This window comes from Anaerocolumna sedimenticola, assembly GCF_009931695.1.
GTDB lineage: Bacteria > Bacillota > Clostridia > Lachnospirales > Lachnospiraceae > Anaerocolumna > Anaerocolumna sedimenticola.
Map to the genome: position 1 here is coordinate 3,751,604 of NZ_CP048000.1, position 25,132 is coordinate 3,776,735.

Consider the following 25,132-nt stretch of genomic DNA (forward strand, 5'->3'; position numbering starts at 1 on the left):
ACTGAAAGAAAAAGTGGAACTTTCGATTTTATTTGATTTCTACGGTGAATTGTTAAAAAGCCATAATAAACACGTATTTGAAGATTATATACTTAATGATTTATCCTTAAGTGAGATAGCAGAAGATCAAGGCATCAGCAGGCAGGGAGTATTTGATATCGTAAAACGCTGCAGCAGACAGTTGAAGGATTATGAAGAAAAACTTTGTCTGGTAAAGAAGTTTGAAGAGACAAAAGAAAAGGTAAACCGAATTAAAGAAATTTCGGAGCAAATGATGGAAAGTAAAAATCATAACTGTCTGGAAGAAATAATTATGATATCGGATAAAATATTAAAAGATTTATAGCTTACCACGAAATCAACGTAACTATTATTGTAAATTTTAATAAAGTTGTATTCTCAATTTTGAGATGTGATAATAATCAGGAGGTTGTACATGGCATTTGATAGCCTATCCGAAAAACTACAGAATGTATTTAAGAACCTGAGAGGCAAAGGTCGTTTATCGGAAGCAGATGTTGCTACTGCTTTAAAAGAAGTAAAGATGGCTTTGCTGGAAGCAGATGTTAACTTTAAGGTTGTTAAGAATTTTATAAAATCCGTTCAGGAGCGAGCAGTCGGTCAGGATGTTATGTCAAGTTTAACTCCCGGACAGATGGTAATAAAGATTGTTAATGAAGAGATGGTTAATCTGATGGGTTCAGAAACCACTGAAATATCTTTCAAACCCGGTAATGAAATAACCGTAATTATGATGTGCGGACTTCAGGGTGCAGGTAAAACCACTACAACAGCAAAACTAGCAGGCAAATTTAAATCCAAAGGTAAAAAGCCATTATTAGCAGCTTGCGATATTTACAGACCGGCGGCAATTGAACAACTTCAAATTAACGGAGATAAACAGGGTGTTCCCGTATTCACCATGGGTGATAAACATAAACCGGTTAATATAGCAAAAGCCGCTATTGAACATGCTGCTAAAAATAATTATAATGTTGTTATTTTAGATACAGCCGGACGGCTTCATATCGATGAAGATATGATGAACGAGTTAATTGAGATCAAAGAAAATGTTAACGTACATCAGGCTATCTTAGTAGTTGACTCCATGACCGGACAGGATGCTGTAAATGTTGCGGAGATGTTTAATAATAAAATAGGTATCGATGGTGTAATTTTAACAAAATTAGACGGTGATACCAGAGGTGGTGCGGCTCTTTCCATTCGTGCCGTAACCGGCAAACCGATTCTATATGTCGGTATGGGTGAAAAATTATCCGATTTGGAACAATTTTACCCGGACCGTATGGCTTCCAGAATCTTAGGGATGGGAGATATTCTGACATTAATTGATAAAGCTCAGATAGATTTTGATGAGGATAAAGCAAGACAATTAGAGAAGAAAATCAAAAAAGCCGAATTTGACTTTAATGATTTCTTAGAACAGATGCAGCAGATTAAAAAAATGGGCGGCATCGGTGATATATTAAAGATGATGCCCGGCGGTATGGGCGGTGGATTAAAAGATACGGAAATTGACGAAAATGCTCTTTCCGGTGTTGAAGCAATTATTTATTCCATGACTAAGGCAGAACGCGCGAATCCGGATATTATTAATCCATCCAGAAAAAAACGTATTGCAAAAGGTGCCGGAGTTGATATCAGTGAAGTAAATAAGCTAGTGAAACAATTCGAACAGATGAAAAAGATGATGAAGCAATTTTCCGGCATGATGGGCGGCAAGGGAGCAAAAAGAGGAAAATTTAAGTTGCCCTTTGGATTTTAACCTTACAAGTAAGTACACCGTTTACAAAGCGTAAGCAGTGGGGTTTGGACTTACTTGTTTCAGTCGGAGGCAGAGCTCCGACTGAAATGCCTGCGTAGCAGGTGTAAGGTTATGAGCAAGTACGTAGCGGACCTAAGAATATCCGCTTTGACATGGTTGTATGTTATACAAACTATTTGTTATAACTTTTACAATAGAGACTTAATATATAATGTATATTAAGAGATATTAATTTAAGGAGGTGAATACAATGGCAGTAAAAATTAGATTAAAGAGAATGGGACAAAAAAAGGCTCCTTTCTATAGAATCATAGTTTCTGATTCCAGATCACCAAGAGATGGTAAATTTATTGAAGAGATTGGTACTTATGATCCAACTCAGGAACCAAGCGCTTTCAATATTAATGAAGAAGCAGCTAAAAAATGGTTATCAAATGGTGCTCAACCTACTGAAACAGTTGGTAATTTATTTAAAAAAGCAGGCATTACAAAATAATGTTTACGGATTAGTTGCTACAAAGAATCGTACCGTTTTGTACTATGCATTTCACATTCCAGTGGAGGTGAAGAGTAATGAAAGAATTAGTTAAAGTAATTGCTACATCACTCGTTGATCACCCTGAAGAAGTTGTTGTAACTGAGAAGGAAACCGATAAGTCTATTATTGTTGAATTGAAAGTGGCCCCTGAAGATATGGGAAAAGTCATTGGAAAACAAGGCCGTATTGCAAAGTCCATTCGTACAGTTGTTAAAGCAGCAGCTACAAAGGATGATAAAAAAGTTGTAGTCGAGATACTACAATAAATAATTTCCCAACTAAAAAACAAAGGTCGAATGCTAGAGCAGAAGCTTTGTTTAATTACGGAATTCTTTTTAAAGGTTCCGTTATATTTTACAAGAACCCAGTCTTATCAGACTAGCCTTTTCGGCATGGGTTCTTGTTTTGTCATATAAATAATAAATCAGGAACAGATTGGAGCCGTAATGAACGAGTATTTAAGAGTTGGAGTAATATCCTCCACCCATGGTATCCGTGGTGAAGTAAAGGTTTTCCCTACAACTGACGATATCAATCGATTCAAATATTTAAAACATGTAATATTAGATACAGGAAAAGAACAGTTAGAACTTGAAGTAGAAGGTGTGAAATTCTTTAAACAGCAGGCTATTCTTAAATTCAAGGGAATTGATAATATAAATGACATAGAAAAATATAAAGGTAAAGACTTGCTTGTAACCAGAGAAAATGCAGTTAAGCTCGAAGATGACGAATACTTTATATATGATATCATAGGTTCTAAAGTGATTACGGAAGATGAAGCTGAATTAGGTGAATTAACGGAAGTAATGACAACAGGAGCAAATGATGTATATATTGTAAAAACAAAAGAAGGCAAAGAAATTTTATTGCCGTCTATTAAGGAATGTATCTTAGACGTAGATGTTACCAATAAAATCATTAAAGTTCATGTTTTACCCGGTTTACTATAAGGAAGGAGTTTCTCATGAATTTTTATGTTTTAACTTTATTTCCGGAAATGATAGAGCAGGGACTTAATACAAGTATAATTGGACGGGCTTTGGAAAAAGGACTTTTGTCGCTTAAAACGGTTGATATCCGTAATTTTTCAGAAAACAAACATAATAGGGTGGATGATTATCCCTACGGCGGCGGTGCCGGTATGGTTATGGCACCCGGTCCGGTCTACCGTGCGCACCAATATGTTGAAGAATTAATCCGCAACGAGAAAAATACAGCTGAATTCACCGGTGGAATCAATATTACGGGGCATGAAGATATAAATGATTCAAATACCTTAAAAACAAACACGAAGAAGACCAGAGTTATTTATTTAACACCCCAGGGACGGGTATTTAATCAAACGATGGCAGAGGAATTTGCGAAAGATGAGGACTTAATCTTTTTATGCGGTCATTACGAGGGAATTGATGAACGGATTCTAGAAATGATTGTTACGGATTATGTATCTATCGGAGATTATGTTCTGACAGGAGGGGAATTGCCCTCTATGGTTATGATTGATGCCATTGCCAGATTAGTACCGGGAGTATTAAATAACGATGTATCTGCCGAATTTGAATCTTTTCAGGATAATTTATTAGAATATCCCCAATATACAAGACCGGAAGTTTTTATGGAAAGATCCGTTCCGGAAATTCTATTGTCCGGCCATCATGCCAAAATTGAAGAATGGCGAAAACAACAATCCATACTTCGCACAGCTAACACAAGACCTGATCTACTGGAAAAGGCAGTGCTTACCAGTAAAGAAAAGAAGTTTTTGCATGATTACCTGAATAAACAGGCGGATTAAAATTTATATTGTATAAATACTGGATATTTTGTGTAAGATAAAAATATATCTGGAAATATTATAATAAAATACTTGCAATCTATAAATGAATATGTTAAAGTAAGATGTTGTGAGATGGGATGGTCCTCTGATACACCGCTTTTCTAATTTTAGGACAGGGTATTACATATCCGACAGGCAAGGTATTAAGAACATCTAAATATTAAGGAGGTCACAAAATGAACGATATTATTAAGAACATTGAAGCTGCTCAGCTCAAAGAAGACATAGCTAGCTTTAACGTAGGCGATACTGTAAAGGTATATGCTAAAGTAAAAGAAGGTAACCGCGAAAGAACTCAGATCTTTGAAGGTACCGTATTAAAAAGACAAAACGGTGGCGCAAGAGAAACTTTTACAGTTAGAAAATCATCTAACGGTATCGGTGTTGAAAAAACATGGCCGTTACATTCTCCAAGTGTAGAGAAGATCGAAGTTATCAGACATGGTAAAGTTAGAAGAGCTAAGTTAACTTATTTACGTAATAGAGTAGGTAAGAAAGCAAAAGTTAAAGAAATCGTAAAATAATTCATTACAGAATGAACAAAAAAACGAGAAGGGACAACTACTTAGGTATTGTCCCTTTTTTAACATAGGAAAGTAAACTGACCTGTCCGTTAGTTTTATAGGAGTTTAGATATGGAATTTGATTTTGACAGAGATAGTAAGAAACCGTTAGTTAAAAAAATTATCGTTAGTATCATCATTTGGATCATTGAAATTGTTATAGTTGTAGCATTAGCTTATCTCATAGTAAATTATGCCTTAGAAAAAACCACCATGTTAGGTGAGTCCATGGAAACAACCTTGAAAGATCAGGATAAAATTATTATTAATAAATTTGCATATAAAATTGCAAAACCAAAACGGTTTGACGTAATTGTATTTAAACAAACGAATAAAGAACATAGTTATTTTAATATTAAAAGGATTATCGGTCTTCCGGGAGAGAAGATTCTTATTGAAAACGGACATATTCGTATTAACGGTGAAATTCTTTCAGAGCCCGTTATTACGGAATCAATTAAAAACAGCGGGCTTGCTGCTGAAGAAATTAAGCTTGATGATAATGAATATTTTGTATTAGGCGATAACCGGAATAACAGTGAAGACAGCCGGTTTGCCAACATTGGAAATATATTATTTGATGACATCGTTGGTAAAGCTTGGATTCGTACCAATAATTTTGGTTTTATAAATAATATACACAATAAAAATAGTTCAAGCGGGAACAATTCTTTAGAAACAAGTGAAGAAACTACAAAAGAGGAATAAATTAATAGAAAATAATAGAAATTAACTGACAAATAGAACCAATACCAATAGTAAGGAGGAATGTGAATGCATTTCCAATGGTACCCCGGTCATATGACAAAAGCAAAACGTATGATGCAGGAAGATATGAAATTAGTGGATGTTGTTATAGAACTGGTTGATGCAAGGATTCCGTTTAGCAGTAAAAATCCTGATATCGATGAAATGGCAAAGAATAAATCAAGAGTTATTTTATTAAATAAATATGATCTGGCTGATGAAAACCATACAGATAATTGGAAGACATATTTTGAAAGTCAGGGTTATTTTGTCACTCTGGTAAATTCTAAAAACGGAAATGGCGTCAGGAAAGTAAATGATGTTGTTCAGCATGCCTGTAAAGAAAAAATTGAAAGAGACAGGAAAAGAGGTATATTAAACCGCCCCTTCGCGCTATGGTCGTAGGTATTCCCAATGTAGGTAAATCAACTTTCATTAACAGCATAGCAGGTAAAGCAGCTACAAAAACCGGTAATAAACCGGGTGTAACAAAAGGGAAACAATGGATTAAAATAAATAAAAATATAGAGTTATTAGATACCCTGGTATTTTATGGCCTAAATTTGAAGATCAGGCTGTTGGTTTAAGACTGGCATTTATTGGATCAATCAGAGAAGAAATACTGAATATTTATGAACTGTCCATAGAATTAATAAGCTTTTTATTAAATAACTACAAGGGTTGCCTGGCAGGACGTTACGGGATTGTAGAGGGCGATTCAGCCATAGAAACTTTAAGCCGGATTGCTGAAAAAAGAGCTTGCAGAATTAAGGGCGGTGAATTAGACTTAAATAAAGCAGCCGGTTTTGTTATGGATGACTTTAGAAATGGAAGATTAGGTAATATAACTTTAGAATTTCCGGAGAATTCTGATACTGAATGACTAGACCCAAATGGTTAGAAAGCGGTGGTTGTGTGTTAGAACAGCAAAATTTAGAATTGAACGAGAGCAGTAATAGTGGGAAAGCAAAGAGAATCGCTTCAGAGAGTCTGCATATGTTGTTTTATATCATATTAGTTTTTCTTTCAACATTTTTAATCTTGCATTTTGTCGGTCAAAGAACACAGGTTCTTGGCAGGTCCATGGAGAATGCACTTTCGAATCAGGATAATTTAATAGTAGATAAGTTATCTTATCATTTTATGAAACCTCATCGTTTTGATATTGTTGTATTTCCCGTGGATGATACAAAAGATGTATTTTATATTAAAAGAATCATTGGACTGCCGGGAGAGACAGTCCAGATAATTGACGGAAAAGTATACATTAATAATAAATTACTGAATGAACACTATGGTAAAGAAGAGATTTCCCTTGACAGAGAAGGAATAGCAGTAAAACCTATTATACTTGGCGATAAGGAATACTTCGTTTTAGGAGATAATCGAAATCATAGTATGGACAGCAGGGATCCTGAAGTCGGTAATATTTCCAAATCAGCAATAATAGGTAAAGCATGGATTCGCGTGTGGCCGCTGAATCGGTTTGGTTTCTTAAATCACTAAGGAAAAGGGAGAATTACTTTGGATATTAAAATTAGCGATATTAAAAATGAATTAGAATTAACGGATACAAGTAAACTTGACGATATTATCAATAAGTATAGATCTGACACCCGTACCGGTGTTATAAAATTAATTCAGAAATTTGACAGGGAAAGAGAGAAACTGTTAAACGAGCAAAAAAGAATGGAACAAATGAGAGTATATGAGAATAAATATAATGAATATACGTACATTTGCGGCATTGATGAAGTTGGAAGAGGTCCTTTGGCAGGCCCGGTTGTAGCAGCGGCGGTAATTCTCCCCAAAGATTGCAATATACTTTATATCAATGATTCCAAGCAGTTATCAGAGAAAAAAAGGGAAGAATTATACGATTTAATCATGGAGCAGGCGGTAGCGGTAGGGGTAGGAAGTGTTCCGCCCTCCAAAATCGATGAAATAAACATATTACAGGCAACGTATGAGGCTATGCGTCAGGCTGTCGCCAATCTGTCCGTGAAACCGGAGATATTACTTAACGATGCGGTTACTATACCGGAAGTAGCTATAAAACAGGTACCAATCATTAAAGGGGATGCTAAAAGCATATCGATTGCAGCTGCCAGTATTATCGCGAAAGTAACCAGGGATCGTTTAATGGTTGCTTATGACAGTATCTTTCCTCAGTATGATTTCGCTTCTAATAAAGGTTACGGTTCTAAAGAACATATTGAAGTATTAAAAAGGTTAGGACCTGCCCCTATCCATAGATTAAGTTTTATTAAAAACTTCTTCTAGGTTGGAAATTATACAGTAATATTACATATTCCGATTAATAAGATAAACAAAGGAGCAAGGTAAATGGCTGAAAGCTTTAATCAATTTCAGAATAAAAAAAATACCAATCCAAAGAATAAAACTGCAATTGCATTAGGATATAATCCTGATGAAGCCGCGCCTAAAATAATTGCTACAGGGAAAGGATATTTGGCGGATAAAATCCTTAGGAAGGCAAATGAGAATAAAATTCCGGTACATAAAGATGAGCAATTAGCTGCTACGCTCTCTAAATTAGACGTAGGAGATTATATTCCTCCCGAATTATATGACGTTGTATCCGAAATCCTATTATTTGTTGATAACATGGATCGCATTAAATCCAAGGTACTTCCGAAAGGGGAATAGTTTATGTATAATAAACGGACTGTCGGAACTCAAAAAGAACAGATGGCTGCTGATTTTCTTAGGAAAAACGGTTATTTAATTCTGGAACAGAATTTTAGCTGCAGAACCGGTGAAATTGACATTATTGCAAAAGATAAAAGTTATCTTGTTTTTGTAGAGGTTAAATACCGCAAGGATATTACCAAAGGATTTCCGCAGGAAGCTGTAGATTTATACAAAATGAAAAAAATTACCCATACCGCACTTTATTATATGATGTTAAAACGGATTCCAACGGATACCCCGTGCCGTTTTGATGTGGTGAATATATTAGATCAGGAAATCTCTTTAATTCAGAATGCTTTCGAAGCTATTTATTAGTCCCAAATCTTTTAAATCGGAACTAAAATTCCCTATAAATATATAATATTTGTATAAAATTGATGCTTTCTGCAATAATTGTATTCACCCAGCAGATTACCATCAGTATGAACCTATAACAGAATTAATTATTATTATCGAAAGAGGTTATTATGATATTTCAAAATAATGAATATGCAGTACTTAACACTGATAAAATTGCACCTTTTATTACTTTTCCCTGCTTTTCCCATATCGATTTTATAAGACATGGTTTTTCTACCAGACTGGGTGGAGTCAGTTCAGGTATTTATGAATCTATGAACCTTGGATACAGCAACGGAGATGATTCTGATAATGTAATGGCAAATTATAAAAGAATCAGTGAGAGTATCGGGTTTTTAACGGAGAATATAGTTACGACAGATCAGGTACATAATACAGAGGTACGTTTGGTAACAGCAAAAGATAAAGGGAAAGGTGTAATTAAAAAGAGGGACTATAAAGGGATTGACGGCTTAATTACAAATGAACCCGGAATTACTTTAGCTACCTATTATGCCGATTGTGTTCCTTTATATTTCGTAGATATGAAAAATAAAGCAATTGGTTTAAGCCATTCCGGCTGGAGAGGTACTGTAAAAAGAATGGGTAAGGTTACCCTTAAGGCAATGAAACAGAATTTCAATACGAATCCGGAAGATGTGATAGCGTTAATCGGACCGTCCATATGTATGGACTGTTATGAGGTTAGTGAAGACGTAGCAGAGGCATTTGAGAAAGAATTTAATTCGGAACAAATAAAAGATATCCTGCTTGATAAAGGTAATGGTAAATATCAATTAAACTTATGGCAGGCCAACCGCCATATCTTCTTAGATGCCGGTATAAAAGAAGAAAATATACATATTTCTTCCGTATGTACCTCGTGTAACAGCGATTTATTATTTTCCCACCGTGCAACGAAAGGAAAACGGGGAACTCTTGCGGCATTTTTAATGATTAAAGAATAGAAAAATAAGAAAATTACATTTTTTATTGATTGATTACTTAAGAATTTATAATTTTATTTTTGCATCTCACTTAATATTCAGTTTTCATTCGATTATTCTAATAAATTAGCCTCCGCCTTTGTCCTCATTTGTTTTATTCAAGCAAATGAGTGGATTTTGGCGGAGGTTTGTTTTAATTAATTATTACTTTTATAATCTGCTACGATATCCTGAATACGGGTTTTTGAATCTAAAATTCCGTCAACGGATTGATCGTGATTGATCGTATGAATGATAAGTGCGAGATATCTGCTTAAATCTACATTGGTATAATAATTTTTCTCCAGTAATTGAGGAGGGCAGTAGGTAAGATTTGTAGTAAAAACACGGTTTATAATTCCATCCTCGTAAAATTTATCAAATGAAGCGTAACCCTCAGCAAATAAACCAAAGGTAGCTGCAATAAATATTTTGGAAGCTTTTCTTTTCTTCAATTCTAATGCAATGTCAAGGATACTCTTTCCTGTAAAAATCATATCTGCAACGATTAAAACATCTTTTCCTTCCACGTCGGGACCTAAAAACTCATATACCGATGAAGGACTGGAAGTATTATTTTCCATGCCTGTATAATCATGCCTTTTATAAAACATACCTAAATCCACACCTAATATGTTAGTATAAAAGATTGCTTTGGCCATAACGCTTTCGTCCGGGCTGATAATCATTAAATGATCGCTGTCTAATTTTAATCCTTTTTCCGTAGCCAATAAAGACTGGATAAACTGATATGAGGTATAAAAATTATCGAATCCTTTAATGGGTATGGCATTTTGTACACGGGGATCCAATGCATCAAATGTAATTATATTTTTTACACCCATTTTGGCCAATTCCTGCAGGGCAGTTGCACAATCAAGAGATTCCAAGTATGTACGTTTATGCTGCCTGCCTTCGTATAAAAAAGGTATGATAACATTGATACGATGTGCTTTTCCGTTACAGGCATCGATTAAACGCTTTAAATCCTGAAAATGATCGTCCGGTGACATCATATTGTTCATACCATCTAAACTATAATTTATGCTGTGATTTGTTACATCTGCTAAAATATATAAATCTGTTCCATGAATGGATTCACGGATGATACCTTTCGCTTCTCCTGAATTAAATCTCGGACATTCGGCATCCACTAAATAAGTATCGGCTTCATAACCTAAAAAAGCGGGTAAATTTGTATATTCCAGAGCTTGGTCATGTCTTGCTTTTACAATCAGGGAATTTATTTTTTCCGCCAGAGGACGAAAACCATCCAATGACATTATTTTTAAAGGTGCTACGGGAATTGTTTCTATATTATTCGTGGTTGTCATAAAAGCCTCCAAAGAAATCATTATCATACTATTTATAACACTCCAAAATCCATTCGTCAATAAAGAACAAAGTAATATATAAAATAAATTTAATAAATGTACTTTTTACATTCTTAGAGAAGTAGTTCATTTATTTTTTTGTTAATGTTAAACCTTTGTCAAAGTTCGGATAACATTAAGGAGCATCCGTTTAAAATATCCAAACTTGAACGCTCCCTAATTATTAATTCAAGAAAGTTTTAAGTAATTCAATTACTTTCTGCAACGAAATATGCCTGCCTTTTTGGTTATTTTTAGATTACCTGTCTTTTGCAGCTTTTTCTTTATAAAATCCCTAAATTCCGTATATCTGTCTATTAGATACTCCTGCTGATTCCCATGACAGGATAAAATATAATCAATCAGTGCCTGTTCAGTATCAACGATAAGATAATCATTATAATCTAGTTCTTCTACGTCACTAAAATATCTGCCAAGTTCTTCTTTACCATTTTCCAAACCAAAGATTTCATATAAATTGATTTCAGAAAGTGCGATCCTGGAATCAAATTCTTTGACCAGCTGTTCAATTTCTTTCATATGATCTTTCCCATAGGTACTGCAGTAAAAGTAACGATCCTTTTTTAAAACTCTGGTGATTTCACGAAAAGCTTTTTCACGGTCTTTCAGATAGAACACCATGTGGTTGCCGATAACATAATCAAAGGAGTTATCCGGGGCAGGAATCTCATGGCAGTCAAAAACCTGAAAGCTTATATTTTCTCCATAATTGACAAGATTCTTTTTTGCATCGCCAATCATTCCTACTGAAATATCGGACAGCAGGAGAGAGCAACCTTCTGGAATGAACTCTTTGTTAACCCTCCAAAGTTCACCATTCCCGCATCCTATCTCCAGAATATTCTCTTGAGGTTTTAAGTCTAATTTTGAGAAAATCCATTGAAACCAGCCAATAGGATTAACTGAGTAATTTTTATGCAGGCTTATACGGATATCAACATTAACAGAATTTTTATATTGTTTAATCAAATCCTTTTCCATATTGGTTATGTGTATCAGATCAATTACTTTGTTCCAATCAACAGTCTGGTGTTCATCAAAAAGTTTAGATGTATCTTTTATGGATTGCTCGACTAGTTGAAGCTCTTCGATTTTCCTTTGTACCAGTTTTAGCTGTAATTGAAATGATTGCTTAACATAGTTCTGATTGTTATCATTTCTGGTAATATCCATAATTTCAACTAAGGAAAACCCCAGATATTTTAAGGATAATATTTTTTGCAGTCTACCAAAATCGGAATCTGTATAATACCGGTACCCTGATTCATTTATAAAACTGGGTTTTAATATACCTTGTTTATCATAATAACGAATTGTGCGGATGGTTACTTTTGCTCTTTTAGCAAACTCTCCGGTAGAATAATACATATTATCTTTCATATATAGGCGGTCTGACCTTTCGTAATTTTCTGTTCTTTGATAAAGGATTCCGAAATTAAGAGTAATCTTTTACAGTATCCATATTATTCACATACCATTTTATGGTTTCTTTTAGACCTTCGTCAAAGGTTTTACTCGGTTTCCAACCTAATTCCATACTTATTTTGGAGAAATCAATTGCATATCTGCGGTCATGGCCTTTCCGGTCTTCGACAAAAGTAATACTATCCTCGGGAATTTTAATATTAAATTCATTCTTTAAAATTTCAATAATGGTCTTAGCAATTTCTAAGGTTGCTTTTTCATTGTGACTGCCGATATTGTAGACGTTACCCGGCTTGCCGTTTTGAAGAACTAAATCAATGGCGCAGCAATGATCATAAACATAGATCCAGTCACGAACCGCACTGCCATCCCCATACACAGGCAGCTTTTTATTTTGTATGCTGTTCTTAATAAATAAAGGTATTAATTTTTCATAATACTGGTGTGGGCCGAAGTTATTAGAACATCGTGTCCTGACAGACGGGAAACCATAGGTTTCGAAAAAAGCTTTAGTCATCATATCTCCGCTTGCTTTGCTTACAGAATAAGGGTTTCTTGGTGCGATCGGTGATTCTTCCGTAAAATACCCTTTTGCGCCTAATTCACCATAGACCTCATCGGTAGAGATATATAAGAATTTTTTGCCGGTTTTAAACCCGCTATCAAGTTCCCATGATTTCTTCGCACAATTTAATAAATTTATTGTCCCCATTATATTGGTTTGAGCAAACACATCGATTTCTTTGATACTTCGGTCCACATGGGATTCGGCAGCAAAATGAACGATATAGTCAACGTCATAGGTTTTCATAATATTCTCCACAAGCTTAGTATCACAGATATCACCTTCTATAAAGTGATAGGTGGGATAACCCTCTATCTTTTTCAAATAATGAAGATTCCCTGCATAAGTCAGAAGATCCAGATTAATAACCTCGATTTCAGATCCATATGTCTGATACAAATAAAGTATAAAATTTGAGCCGATAAAACCTGCGCCTCCGGTTACAAGATAAGTTTTCATTCAATACATCCTCCTTTTTTGTTTGTGATGTAATTATATGGGATTACGCAAGGTCACGGTCAATAGGGAATTTCAAAAATATGTTAACTATTTCAAAAAATCTATTTTTAAAATGAGAAATTAATAAATGAAAGTCAGATAAGAGGTAGATTTATAAGGATTATTTGTCTAAATTAACCCACTGAAACATACCAGCACCAGTATCCGATGTCGGACGTTTTACAAAACCAAACTGTTCATAGAAACTTTCACGGTTAGAAGCGGACATAAGGTTCACCATAACAGGAGCTCCGTTTGATATAACTTCATAGATGTATTTCATAACATCCTCCATTATAAATCGTCCAATTCCTTTACCCTGATATTCCGGTATAACAATAACATCCGCAATATAAACAACATAACCGCCATCACTAATAACTCTCGCCATACCAACCGTTTTATCACCATCAACAGCAGCAACTAAATAGTAAGTATTTTTAATTCCACGACTCGCCTGTTCTTCCTCCAAAGTGATCCAATTAACTGCTTTACGAAGCATATTATAATCATTCACTGAGATCGTGTGATTGAGTGTGATATTCATAAATTATTTTTGTATGATGTATTGTTATCAAAATACATCCATACGCTCCTTTCTTTTTAAATTATGTAAAATCAATTTGAACACGGATCAAGCATAAAGTATAATTTAAAATTGATTAACATTTGATAGCTTCACCGCTTTGAGAAAATCCTTTGGTGCTTCTGCAATAATCTCCTTTAATGGAATTTATTGATCAATCACATAGTACCACAAAGTTATAGTTAATACAAAGGTAAAACTGTGAAACCGTATTGAAAACTATAAGGTAAAGCGTTCCCTTTTATGTCTGAAATAGTATAAACTACCTAATTAAAAAGAAAATTCATTTGATAATTTTTAACACAACTGCTATACTAATAAGGTAAAAATTAGAGAGGACAAGAGTTACAATGAATAGAAAAGGTCATCTCATTAAGAACGTAGCAGCAGGAAGTATAGCCGAGGAGATGGAAATTGAACCCGGCGACCGTTTGCTGTGCGTCAATGAGAAAGAAATAGAAGATGTTTTTGATTATCATTATGCTGTAAATGATGAGTATTTGGTATTACTCATTAGGAAGCCTGATGGCGAAGAATGGGAATTGGAAATAGAAAAAGAGTATGAGGAAGATTTAGGAATCGAATTTGAAGAAGGTTTAATGGATTCCTACCGTTCCTGCAGAAATAAATGTATGTTTTGTTTTATCGATCAAATGCCTCCTGGAATGCGCGAAACTTTATATTTTAAAGATGATGATGCAAGATTATCCTTTTTACAGGGTAATTATATTACGTTAACAAATATGTCTGAGGAGGATATAAACCGCATTATATTTTACAAATTATCACCGATTAATATATCCATTCATACTACCAATAAAGAACTGCGCTGTGAGATGATGAATAACCGCTTTGCAGGCGAAGCTTTGGATAAAATTAAAAAGCTTTTCGATGCCGGTATTACCATGAATGGACAGATTGTACTCTGTAAGGGAGTGAATGACGGCGAGGAGCTTAGGCGCTCTATACGGGACTTATCCGCTTATATTCCGCATATGCAAAGTGTATCTGTGGTTCCGGTCGGTCTGACGAAATACCGGGATAATTTAAATAATCTGGAAAAATTCAACAAAAAAGACGCTTTGGAAGTACTTACTATAATTCACCACTGGCAGGATGTTTTAGTTAAAGAATACGGAACCAGGTTTATTCATGCCAGTGATGAATGGTATATTACAGCTGAACTACCGATTCCGGATGCTGATAATTATGAGGGTTATTTACAGATTGAAAATGGAGTTGGTATGGTCCGCTCTTTAATGGATGAATTTAATGATTATTATGATACGATTAAAGGTGATAATCGTATAAAAACTGTATCAATGGCAACTGGTATACTTGCTGCACCTATTCTTAAAAATTTAATGGCTCAATTAAATCAAAAATATCCTAATATTCAAATAACCGTATATACTATTGTTAATAAATTCTTTGGAGAAGATATTACAGTAGCTGGATTATTAACAGGTCAAGATATAATGGACCAGTTAAAAGGAAAAGAATTAGGGGATTATCTGATATTACCTGACGTACTGTTACGTAACGGCGAAAATGTATTATTGGATGATATTACCGTTGATGATTTGAAAAATACTTTACAAACTGAAATCCGTATTGTACAATCAGACGGAAAGTCCTTAATCAATGCTATAGTGAATTAAGACATAAGGAGAAAATAATATGAGTAAACCGATAGTAGCAATTGTTGGCAGGCCTAATGTAGGAAAGTCAACTTTATTTAATGTTCTTGCAGGAGAGAGAATTGCCATAGTCCAGGATGTACCGGGTGTCACAAGAGACCGCATCTATGCGGATGTGACCTGGCTGGATAAGCGATTTACCATGATAGATACCGGTGGTATTGAACCGGAGAGTAATGATGTATTACTTTCCTATATGAGACAGCAGGCGGAAATTGCCATTGATACCGCAGATGTAATTATGTTTATTGTAGATGTAAGACAAGGTCTGGTAGATGATGATTTTAAAGTAGCGGATATGTTAAGACGTTCTACGAAACCAATTGTTTTAGTCGTAAATAAAGTAGACAGCTTTGAAAAATTAATGCCGGATGTATATGAATTTTACAATTTAGGAATTGGAGATCCAATGCCAATATCCGCAGCCTCAAGACTGGGTTTGGGAGATATGCTGGATGAAGTGATTAAACATTTCCGTCCGGAAGATATGGCAGAAGAGGAAGATGAAAGGCCGAGAATTGCCATAGTCGGCAAACCAAATGTAGGTAAATCCTCCATCATCAATAAATTAATCGGTGAGGAACGGGTTATTGTTTCGGATATTGCCGGTACTACCAGGGATGCAATCGATACAACCGTAAAATACCATGGCAAGGAGTATATATTTATTGATACGGCAGGACTTCGCAGAAAAAGTAAAATCAAGGAAGATATTGAGCGGTTTAGTATTGTCAGAACCGTATCGGCCGTTGAACGTGCGGATGTGGTTGTCCTTGTAGTTGATGCCAAAGAGGGAGTTACGGAGCAGGATGCTAAAATTGCCGGAATTGCCCATGAACGCGGAAAAGGTATTATAATAGCTGTCAATAAATGGGATGCCATTGAAAAAAATGATAAAACAATTTATCAGTACACAGCCAAGATAAAAGAAACCCTATCTTACATGCCATATGCCGAGATGATATTTATTTCAGCCCTGACCGGTCAAAGAATGCCTAAATTATTTGATTTAATCGAACAGGTTATCCAAAATCAGAATTTACGTGTCGCTACCGGTGTGTTAAATGAAATTATGACAGAAGCAGTTGCGCTGCAGCAGCCGCCTTCCGATAAAGGAAAACGTTTAAAACTTTATTATATCACCCAGGTTTCCGTAAAGCCTCCGACATTTGTTATTTTTGTTAATGATAAATCTCTGATGCATTTTTCCTATACCAGGTATATAGAAAATAAAATCAGGGAAGCCTTTGGTTTTAAAGGAACATCACTTAAGTTTTTTATCAGGGAGCGAAAGGAAAAAGAATAATATGCTACTTAAAATATTGATTTGCTTAATCATTGGATATGGTTTTGGATGCTTCTCAACCGCTTATGTTATCGGTAAGGCAAATAATATTGATATCAGAAATTACGGCAGCGGTAATGCCGGTACAACCAATGCCCTCAGAACCTTGGGTTGGAGAGCGGGATTTTTGACTTTTTTAGGTGATGCTATTAAAGCAATTATTCCTGTTTTACTGGTTCGTTTTATGATGCAGAATGACAGTTATGGACAGCTCTTACCCCTTTATGCGGGACTAGGAGTTGTATTAGGTCATAATTTTCCGTTTTGGCTTAAGTTTAAAGGTGGAAAGGGAATAGCGGCAACGGGAGGCGTTATGTTTGCTTTTGATTGGCGCCTTGGTATAGCTGCACTTGTTTTATTTCTAATAGTTGTTGTTCTGACAAGATATGTATCACTTGGGTCCTTAATGATATCCCTTCTGTTCCCGGTATGGATAGTAATTATGTACTCAGGTAACTTACATATGCTTATTGTCAGCCTGATATTTACGGTATCAGCTTTTATAAAACATCGTTCCAATATGAAAAGACTTATAAACGGAACAGAAAATAAAATCGGACAAAAGGTAAAGATTGAAAAATAAGGAGGCAAATAAATGGCAAAGGTAAGCATTTTAGGCGCTGGAGCTTGGGGAACTGCTATAGCAATATTATTAGGAAATAACGGACATGAGGTTACACTTTGGTCTGCGTTGCCGGCGGAAGTGGAACTCCTAAAGAACGATAGGGAACTAAAGGATAAACTTCCCGGTGTGAAACTCCCGGATTCTGTAATTATTTCCGATGATTTGGAAAGTTCCTGTAAGGATAAAGACTTAATTGTATTTGCGGTAGCCTCTCCATATGTAAGAAAAACAGCTAAAATGGCAAGACCGTTTATTAGAGAAAATCAAATCGTTGTTAATGTTGGAAAAGGTATTGAAGAATCAACACTTGATACTTTAACAGATATATTAAAAGAAGAATTGAATAATGCGGATGTGGCAGTTATGTCAGGTCCAAGCCATGCGGAAGAAGTAAGCAGGGGAATTCCTACAACCTGTGTAGTTGGAGCTGATTCTAAAGCTACTGCTTATTTTATTCAGGACGTATTTATGAGTGAACGCTTCCGTGTTTATACCAGTCCGGATGTAATTGGCATTGAATTAGGCGGTTCCATTAAAAATGTTATCGCTCTGGCAGCAGGTGTAGCAGATGGTTTAGGTTTTGGCGATAACACTAAAGCAGCGCTAATGACAAGGGGTATTGCAGAAATTAGCCGCCTGGGAATTGCCATGGGCGGGAAGATTGAAACCTTTGCCGGTTTATCCGGTGTCGGAGATTTATTCGTAACCTGTACCAGTAAGCATAGCCGTAACCGTAATGCCGGTTATCTCATCGGAAAAGGATATACCATGGATGAAGCTATGGCAGAAGTAAAGCAGGTAGTAGAAGGTGTTTATTCTGCAAAAGCAGCTCTAGCCCTGGCGAAAAAATATAACGTGGAAATGCCTATTGTAGAACAGATCAATTTGGTATTATTTGAGAATAAATCTGCGGAAGAAGCAGTTGCCGATTTGCTGCTCCGAGATAAAAGAAGAGAATATAGTGAATTAAAATGGAATAAGTAATTGACTAATGTAATATATTTTACTGACCTATATAAATGACTGGAATATAAGAGCTTCTTATTTAAATAGACTATGTCATTCCATAAATTGCATTGGCAGTAATTATTAAAAAGTTATATTGATATGATTATTTTATCTTAAGTGAATAGTAAGTAAAATATATAAACAATAATATAGAACAAAGACATGAATAAATAAGATTGCTCTTGCATATGCTTAATTAGAACCGAAAGGAGGATGGCATATGTTAGAGCAATTTTCGTCACTTGACTTATCAAATCAGATATACGACGTATACAATGATATTAAGGCTAGGACAGGCGGTGACATATACATAGGTGTGGTGGGGCCGGTTAGGACGGGAAAATCTACCTTTATCAAAAGATTTATGGATCTATTGGTTATTCCGAATATTCAGGATATACATAATAAGGAAAGAGCAATAGATGAATTACCCCAAAGTGCTGCCGGTAAAACCATAATGACTACAGAACCAAAGTTTATACCAAAAGAAGCAGCGGAAATACAACTGGGGGATAACACAAAAGTAAACATACGCCTTATAGATTGTGTAGGTTATATGGTAGAAGGAGCTTCCGGCCATATTGAAAATGAGCAGGAGCGTTTGGTAAAAACACCATGGTTTGACCATGAAATACCATTTACCCAGGCAGCTGAAATTGGAACCCAGAAAGTTATCAATGATCATTCTACAATTGGAATAGTTGTAACAACGGATGGCAGTTTCGGAGATCTCCCAAGAGATAATTATATTCCACCTGAAGAAAAAACCATTGCAGAATTAAAAAGGTTGAGAAAACCTTTTATTGTATTACTGAATACCAATAGACCTTATTCCGAGAGTACAATAAATTTAGCAAATGATATTGCAGCAAAATATAATGTGACTGTTATGCCGGTTAACTGTGAACAATTGAAAAAAGATGATATTCATCGTATTATGACGAATATATTATCTGTTTTTCCAGTATCCGAAATTAATTTTTACATACCAAAATGGGCTGAGATGTTACCTGATGAACATTGGCTGAAACAGGACTTAATTGAATCAGTAAAGCAGTTATTAAAGAAAATCTCTTTAATACGTGATGCAAGATCGGATAATCTGACAACGGATAGCCAGTATGTTAAAAAATTTAATATTGATAAAATAGAAATGGAAAACGGTAAAGTCAAAGTTAATGTAGAATTTGATGATACTTACTATTATACAATATTAAGTGATTTAATCGGTGTTCCGATTGAGGACGAATATCAGTTAATCAGTACAATCAGGGAACTGGCTGACATGAAAAATGAATATCAGAAAGTAAGCAGCGCCTGCGGTCAGGTGCGTTCCAGAGGTTATGGGGTAGTTGCGCCAACCAGGGATGAAATTACGATTGAAGAGCCTGAAATTATGAAACATGGTAATAAGTATGGAGTAAAGATTAAAGCTAAGGCACCATCCATCCACATGATAAATGCCAATATTGAAACGGAGATTGCTCCCATTGTTGGAAGTGAAGAGCAGGCAAATGATCTGATTGCCTATATTAAAAAGAATTCAGCCGAAAATCCGAATGGTATTTGGGAAACAAATATTTATGGAAAATCGATTCAGCAATTAGTGGATGATGGTATCAGCTCAAAGATAAATAAGATGACAGATGAAAGCCAGTTAAAACTTCAGGAAACGATGCAGAAGATTATTAATGACAGTAATGGCGGAATTATCTGTATTATAATTTAAGTTTTTTGGTAAGGCAGTCTGAAAGATGACTGCCTTTTTTCTGTTTACGCGAAAGAAAAGTGAGAATTAGCAAGCTTGCTTGCAATAATTCGAACGCGCACCGGAGAAACTCGCAAGGCGTGTTTCTTCCGGTTTGAGTAAAGAAAATTAGTGCAAAAAACATTTGTAAAATTTGTTCTACACATTATATAAAAAAACTTGTTTAATTTCCTGTAATTTACAGTATTAAGAAAGTTTTATTCAATTTAACAAAATTGTAAAATATTTCTGACACATAGTTGACAAAATTGTGAACAGTTGATATAATAAATTAGAAATAAATTTAATATATTTGTAACAACTTAAATAAACCTGTTACAATTACATATTAAATGAATGTTCGCAGGAGGAAACCGATGAACAAAGCAAATACAAAGTTTCTGAAGATTTCATGCCTCTGTGTAGCTGGAACCGTTTTAATTGCTATAAATTCTAAAACTTCAAGTGCTGAAACTGTATATGGGGAACAACCTATAGCAGGAATAACTGTTACATTAGATAATTATTATAATTCTGGTAATACAGCCGCAGCTTCGGAGATAACGATAGCTACCCTGGAATCCAGCGTTGCAGCTTATGATTATAATAATTTAGGTATTGCAGATGTGGAAAACCATTTGAATATTAGAAGCGGTCCTGGTGAAGATGAGAAGATAATTGGAAAGCTACCAAAGAATGCAGGTTGTACCATTTTAGATGTTGACAAAGATGGTTGGGCTAAGATAAAATCAGGTAAGGTTACCGGATATGTAATGAAATCTTATTTAATTACGGGAGATAAAGCAGTTAAACTTGCTAAGAAAGTTGGAAGCTTAATAGCTACTGTTAATACCGAAACCTTGAATGTAAGAACGGATGAAAGCCTATTATCCGGGGTTCTTACAAGTGTACCGATAGATGAAGAATTAGAAGTAGAAGAAGTAAGTACCGATTGGATTAAAGTTAATATTGATAGTGATGAAGGGTATGTAGCCAGACAATATATTGATTTATCCTATGAATTGCAGAAAGCGGTAACGGTGGAAGAATTACAGGCCGGGGTTTCCGGGGTAAGAGCGGATATTGTTGCATTTGCAAAACAATTTTTAGGTAATCCCTATGTTTGGGGCGGTGACAGCTTAACGAACGGAGTTGACTGTTCCGGGTTTACCAGAGGAATCTATGCACACTTTGGTTATTATCTTCCAAGAGTATCCAGAGGTCAGGCTTCTGCCGGATCTTCGATTAATTCATCAGATGCAAGACCTGGTGACCTTGTATTTTATGGAAGTGGAAGTTATATCAGCCATGTTGCCATGTATATTGGTAATGGTCAGGTTATCCATGCAAGTAACCCAAGAACGGGTATTAAGATTTCGAATATGTATTACAGATCTCCGATTAAAGTTGTAAGATTTATTAATGATTAAGTAATAATTTAAGTAGTTTAAATTAGCGGGATGGAATTCTAAAGAATTCCATCCCGCCTTTTATTTCCGAGAAAGCAAAGTGAGAATTAGCAAGCTTGCTTGCAAGCTATGTAATCCGTCCGGGCGTGACAGTTCATCTCTTTTAGAATAAGCCATTTCGTGTGATTATTATATTATATGTGGGTGAGAAAACATTGACATAATGAACGGTAAATTTTATAATAATTTGAATGATATTTATACAGAATAAAAATAAAAAACTCATCAGCAAGGCATGCTAAGGCATACAGTAAGGAGAAATATGGAGTTTATAGTTATTGGATTTGCAATTTTTGCTGCATTTATAGCGAAAGGTATTTATGATAAGAAAAATAACAGGATTAAATTAATACAGAAATTTAAAAGAGAATGGGGCCAGATACCGGATGAAGAGTATACCTATGAAACATTAAAATCCCTAGCAAGTTATTACCGTTCCATTAAAGAGGATAATAAGGATGTTGATGATATTACCTGGAATGATATTGACATGGACCAGATCTTTATGTTGATTAATAATACGGGAAGTGCTATGGGTGAGGAGTATCTTTATTCTGTTTTACGAAAAGTTAAATTTAAGGAAGCAGAATTATTGGAACGCAATCGTTTGATTGAATTTTTTCAAAAAAATGAAGAAAAAAGGATTATGCTACAGATCGCTTTTCGTGGAATGGGTAAATTAAGGCATATTTCCGTATATGAATATATCAATCAATTGGACAGCTTAAAACAAAAAAGCAGTCTTCCCCATTATCTTATGGCTGGTGGATTAATAGCGGCTATTCTGCTTATATTCTTTAATCCTCCTACAGGTGGGTTCTTAACCTTTGTAATGGTTGCCAATAACATAATTCAGTATTATAGGCGTAAGGCAGAAATTGATACTTACTTTAGTGTTTGTTCTTATATCATCCGATTACTTAATTCCGTAAAAGATATTACCAAACTGGATATCCCGGAAATAAAGTCCTATACGGATCAATTGGAAAAAGCAAGTACACAGTTTGAAAAATTTAAAAAAGGTTCCAGAATAGTTGCAGGTAAAAATCCTAACGGTGATATCCTGGATTTGATTTTAGACTACGAAAGAATGTTGTTCCATACAGATTTAATCAAGTTTAATTCAATGCTGAATACATTTAAAAAAAATCGTGCAGTCTTAAATGAAATGTATGTTAACATCGGAACCCTGGACAGTATGATTGCAGTTGCCTCGTTTCGAACAATGCTTGACTACTACAGCCTTCCTGAACTTACCACGAATTCAGCACCGTTTCTTGATGTTACAGAACTTTTCCATCCGATGATTGAAGATCCGGTAACCAATTCCATCGGCGAAAACCGTTGTGTACTTATAACCGGTTCCAATGCTTCCGGTAAATCTACTTTTATAAAAACCCTGGCTATTAATGCGGTTCTTTCCCAAACAATTTATACTTCCATGAGTAAAAGTTATAAAGCAAGCTTTTTTCAGATAGCCTCCTCCATGGCATTACAGGACAGTATTTTCAGTAAGGAAAGTTATTATATAGTGGAGATTAAATCATTAAAAAGGATATTAGACCGCCTAAATGAAAAAATCCCTACTTTATGTTTTGTAGATGAAGTATTAAGAGGTACGAATACATTGGAGAGAATAGCAGCATCCTCTCAGATATTATATAGTTTATCTCAGGGAAATGCCATGTGTTTTGCAGCAACTCATGATATAGAATTAACTCATATTCTTGAAAATTATTATTCAAATTACCACTTCCAGGAACAGGTAGTTGATAATAATGTTTTATTTGATTATAAACTATTATCCGGAAGAGCTGTATCAAAGAATGCAATTAAACTTTTAGGCGTTATGGGATATTCCCAGGATATAATCGACAATGCGACAAACAGTGCTAATCATTTCTTAGAGGAAGGTATCTGGGATATACTGAAATAACTGAATTAAGAAGAATACCTGTATTAGATAAAATTAACTGAATTATACAAAAGAATCACATAAATAATTCGTATTTAAAATAAATATTAGTTTTTTTAAATAAACTCCGGATATCTCAGTTTGAAAAATTATTTTCTGAAACGGAAATAAGGAACATCAACTACAACAGAAAAATCCGGAGTTTTATTTACATAGAATCATTAGAATATTTCATAATGCTGGGAATAAAGGTAATAATTATAATATGTTACAACGATATAGACCCAAACAAACTTATTAAGGATACGGATGTTTATATATTGTACTTTTTTATAGGCAAGCCATAATATAATAAAGATTGTTAAATTGTGATTAAATACTGAAAGGAAGGGAAAATGAGTATTAGATTATTTGTTAAGAAGAATAGATTATTTTTATTAATTGCGGCATTCGCTTTACTGATTCTGTTTTTTTATTGGCAAAATAATAACATAACAATTAACCGTATTCAGTATTCAAATGATAAAATACCTGAAGCTTATCAAAGGTTTAAAATTCTGCAAGTGTCTGATTTACATAACAAAGAATTTGGGCCGAATCAGGTAAAGTTGATAAAGTTAACAAAAAAAATAAAACCGGATATTATCGTTGTTACCGGTGATCTAATTGACAGTCATCGTACCAATATAAATATTTCCATGGATTATATAAGACAGGCCGTAAAAATTGCTCCAGTCTATTTTGTGACCGGTAATCATGAAAAATGGTCGGATGAATATGCAGAATTAAACAAACAGTTACTGGAAACCGGAATAGATATATTGGACAATCAAGCTATGCTGTTAACCAGAAACAAGGAATCAATTGTTCTTATGGGATTAGGCGATCCTTTTCCATTAACACAAATGGAAGAAATCAATGAAAATTTAGGTAAAATGGTAAAGTCGGCATCAAATCAAATATCTGATAAATTTACTATCTTATTATCCCATAGGCCGGAGTTAATAGATCTTTACGCTGTCAATAAGATTGATTTGGTTTTTTGCGGCCATGCACACGGCGGGCAATTCAGACTTCCATTGGTTGGTGGGCTTTATGCTCCGAATCAAGGCTTTTTTCCAAAATACACAAATGGTATAACGTTAAAAAAAAGTACATCCATGGTTGTGAGCAGGGGCCTAGGAAATAGTGTAATACCTGTTAGGATCTTTAACAGGCCGGAATTGGTTGTCGTGACTTTAAATTCAAAGAAGCAGGATAAATGAACCGGGATTTCCAGATTGTGTAAGGCTATAGGACTATTATATTAAGACCGGACTAAATGGATTATAAACATAAATA

25 protein-coding genes and 1 pseudogene are annotated in these 25,132 nt (G+C 34.9%); 22 read left to right on the forward strand and 4 right to left on the reverse strand.

All coding sequences use genetic code 11. From position 1 onward, the window contains the following. The first annotated feature begins 1 nt into the window (after window position 1). From ylxM to pgeF, 14 genes and pseudogenes are all read left to right on the forward strand, one after another. Entirely contained in the window at window positions 2–346 is a 345-nt protein-coding gene (ylxM, locus tag Ana3638_RS16620) for a YlxM family DNA-binding protein (protein ID WP_202621643.1), read from the forward strand. A 90-nt stretch (window positions 347–436) separates the two neighbouring features. Beyond that, the gene (gene ffh, locus Ana3638_RS16625; RefSeq protein ID WP_161839037.1) at window positions 437–1,786 is read left to right on the forward strand and encodes a signal recognition particle protein; all 1,350 of its coding nucleotides are present in this window, start codon (window positions 437–439) and stop codon (window positions 1,784–1,786) included. Window positions 1,787–2,036: 250 nt separating this feature from the next. Next, a complete protein-coding gene (gene rpsP / locus Ana3638_RS16630; protein ID WP_161839038.1) occupies window positions 2,037–2,282 on the forward strand; it encodes a 30S ribosomal protein S16 in 246 nt (81 codons plus the stop codon). A gap of 77 nt (window positions 2,283–2,359) precedes the next feature. Beyond that, window positions 2,360–2,590, forward strand: coding sequence for a KH domain-containing protein (locus Ana3638_RS16635; protein ID WP_161839039.1), 231 nt, complete (start codon window positions 2,360–2,362; stop codon window positions 2,588–2,590). A 180-nt stretch (window positions 2,591–2,770) separates the two neighbouring features. Next, window positions 2,771–3,277, forward strand: a complete 507-nt coding sequence (gene rimM / locus Ana3638_RS16640; RefSeq protein WP_161839040.1) for a ribosome maturation factor RimM — start codon at window positions 2,771–2,773, stop codon at window positions 3,275–3,277. A gap of 14 nt (window positions 3,278–3,291) precedes the next feature. After that, on the forward strand, window positions 3,292–4,122 hold the full coding sequence (gene trmD, locus Ana3638_RS16645; RefSeq protein ID WP_161839041.1) for a tRNA (guanosine(37)-N1)-methyltransferase TrmD: 831 nt from the start codon (window positions 3,292–3,294) through the stop codon (window positions 4,120–4,122). Window positions 4,123–4,340: 218 nt separating this feature from the next. Next, window positions 4,341–4,688 (forward strand): 50S ribosomal protein L19, encoded by a 348-nt coding sequence (gene rplS / locus Ana3638_RS16650; RefSeq protein WP_161839042.1) that lies wholly within the window; start codon window positions 4,341–4,343, stop codon window positions 4,686–4,688. 111 nt (window positions 4,689–4,799) lie between these two features. Beyond that, entirely contained in the window at window positions 4,800–5,435 is a 636-nt protein-coding gene (gene lepB / locus Ana3638_RS16655) for a signal peptidase I (protein WP_161839043.1), read from the forward strand. A 66-nt stretch (window positions 5,436–5,501) separates the two neighbouring features. Beyond that, window positions 5,502–6,357 (forward strand): annotated as a pseudogene (gene ylqF / locus Ana3638_RS26850) (ribosome biogenesis GTPase YlqF). Continuing rightward, complete coding sequence (gene lepB / locus Ana3638_RS16665) at window positions 6,354–6,980, forward strand: signal peptidase I (protein ID WP_330587622.1); 627 nt, start codon at window positions 6,354–6,356, stop codon at window positions 6,978–6,980. The pseudogene ylqF and the gene lepB (Ana3638_RS16665) overlap by 4 nt, the downstream one beginning before the upstream one ends. Window positions 6,981–6,998: 18 nt before the next feature. Next, window positions 6,999–7,757, forward strand: coding sequence for a ribonuclease HII (locus Ana3638_RS16670; protein ID WP_202621505.1), 759 nt, complete (start codon window positions 6,999–7,001; stop codon window positions 7,755–7,757). A 63-nt stretch (window positions 7,758–7,820) separates the two neighbouring features. After that, the gene (locus tag Ana3638_RS16675) at window positions 7,821–8,144 is read left to right on the forward strand and encodes an EscU/YscU/HrcU family type III secretion system export apparatus switch protein (RefSeq protein WP_161839044.1); all 324 of its coding nucleotides are present in this window, start codon (window positions 7,821–7,823) and stop codon (window positions 8,142–8,144) included. A 3-nt stretch (window positions 8,145–8,147) separates the two neighbouring features. Continuing rightward, window positions 8,148–8,504, forward strand: coding sequence for a YraN family protein (locus Ana3638_RS16680; RefSeq protein WP_161839045.1), 357 nt, complete (start codon window positions 8,148–8,150; stop codon window positions 8,502–8,504). Between the two features lie 152 nt (window positions 8,505–8,656). Then, window positions 8,657–9,496 carry a peptidoglycan editing factor PgeF gene (gene pgeF, locus Ana3638_RS16685; protein WP_161839046.1) on the forward strand — a complete coding sequence of 280 codons (840 nt, stop codon included), beginning with the start codon at window positions 8,657–8,659 and terminating at the stop codon, window positions 9,494–9,496. Window positions 9,497–9,672: 176 nt separating this feature from the next. On the opposite strand, the gene Ana3638_RS16690 is transcribed toward pgeF, so the two are convergent. The 4 genes from Ana3638_RS16690 to Ana3638_RS16705 form a co-directional block, all read right to left on the reverse strand. Next, on the reverse strand, window positions 9,673–10,848 hold the full coding sequence (locus Ana3638_RS16690; protein WP_161839047.1) for a ribose-phosphate pyrophosphokinase: 1,176 nt from the start codon (window positions 10,846–10,848) through the stop codon (window positions 9,673–9,675). 252 nt (window positions 10,849–11,100) lie between these two features. Then, window positions 11,101–12,288, reverse strand: coding sequence for a MerR family transcriptional regulator (locus tag Ana3638_RS16695; protein ID WP_161839048.1), 1,188 nt, complete (start codon window positions 12,286–12,288; stop codon window positions 11,101–11,103). A gap of 55 nt (window positions 12,289–12,343) precedes the next feature. After that, window positions 12,344–13,357: a dTDP-glucose 4,6-dehydratase gene (gene rfbB, locus Ana3638_RS16700; protein ID WP_161839049.1), complete on the reverse strand. Its 1,014-nt coding sequence runs from the start codon at window positions 13,355–13,357 to the stop codon at window positions 12,344–12,346. Between the two features lie 160 nt (window positions 13,358–13,517). Continuing rightward, window positions 13,518–13,898, reverse strand: coding sequence for a GNAT family N-acetyltransferase (locus Ana3638_RS16705; protein WP_161839050.1), 381 nt, complete (start codon window positions 13,896–13,898; stop codon window positions 13,518–13,520). A gap of 434 nt (window positions 13,899–14,332) precedes the next feature. Here Ana3638_RS16705 and Ana3638_RS16710 point away from each other — a divergent pair, with 434 nt between their 5' ends. From Ana3638_RS16710 to Ana3638_RS16745, 8 genes are all read left to right on the forward strand, one after another. Continuing rightward, window positions 14,333–15,643, forward strand: coding sequence for a DUF512 domain-containing protein (locus Ana3638_RS16710; RefSeq protein ID WP_161839051.1), 1,311 nt, complete (start codon window positions 14,333–14,335; stop codon window positions 15,641–15,643). Window positions 15,644–15,662: 19 nt separating this feature from the next. Beyond that, window positions 15,663–16,988: a ribosome biogenesis GTPase Der gene (gene der, locus Ana3638_RS16715; protein ID WP_161839052.1), complete on the forward strand. Its 1,326-nt coding sequence runs from the start codon at window positions 15,663–15,665 to the stop codon at window positions 16,986–16,988. A gap of 1 nt (window position 16,989) precedes the next feature. Beyond that, window positions 16,990–17,610, forward strand: coding sequence for a glycerol-3-phosphate 1-O-acyltransferase PlsY (gene plsY, locus Ana3638_RS16720; RefSeq protein ID WP_161839053.1), 621 nt, complete (start codon window positions 16,990–16,992; stop codon window positions 17,608–17,610). A 12-nt stretch (window positions 17,611–17,622) separates the two neighbouring features. Then, complete coding sequence (locus tag Ana3638_RS16725; RefSeq protein WP_161839054.1) at window positions 17,623–18,636, forward strand: NAD(P)H-dependent glycerol-3-phosphate dehydrogenase; 1,014 nt, start codon at window positions 17,623–17,625, stop codon at window positions 18,634–18,636. 244 nt (window positions 18,637–18,880) lie between these two features. After that, entirely contained in the window at window positions 18,881–20,389 is a 1,509-nt protein-coding gene (gene spoIVA / locus Ana3638_RS16730; protein WP_161839055.1) for a stage IV sporulation protein A, read from the forward strand. 395 nt (window positions 20,390–20,784) lie between these two features. After that, window positions 20,785–21,837, forward strand: coding sequence for a C40 family peptidase (locus Ana3638_RS16735; RefSeq protein WP_161839056.1), 1,053 nt, complete (start codon window positions 20,785–20,787; stop codon window positions 21,835–21,837). A 301-nt stretch (window positions 21,838–22,138) separates the two neighbouring features. Continuing rightward, complete coding sequence (locus Ana3638_RS16740) at window positions 22,139–23,812, forward strand: MutS-related protein (protein WP_246240309.1); 1,674 nt, start codon at window positions 22,139–22,141, stop codon at window positions 23,810–23,812. Window positions 23,813–24,186: 374 nt separating this feature from the next. Next, window positions 24,187–25,056 carry a metallophosphoesterase gene (locus Ana3638_RS16745; RefSeq protein ID WP_161839058.1) on the forward strand — a complete coding sequence of 290 codons (870 nt, stop codon included), beginning with the start codon at window positions 24,187–24,189 and terminating at the stop codon, window positions 25,054–25,056. Window positions 25,057–25,132: the final 76 nt, after the last annotated feature.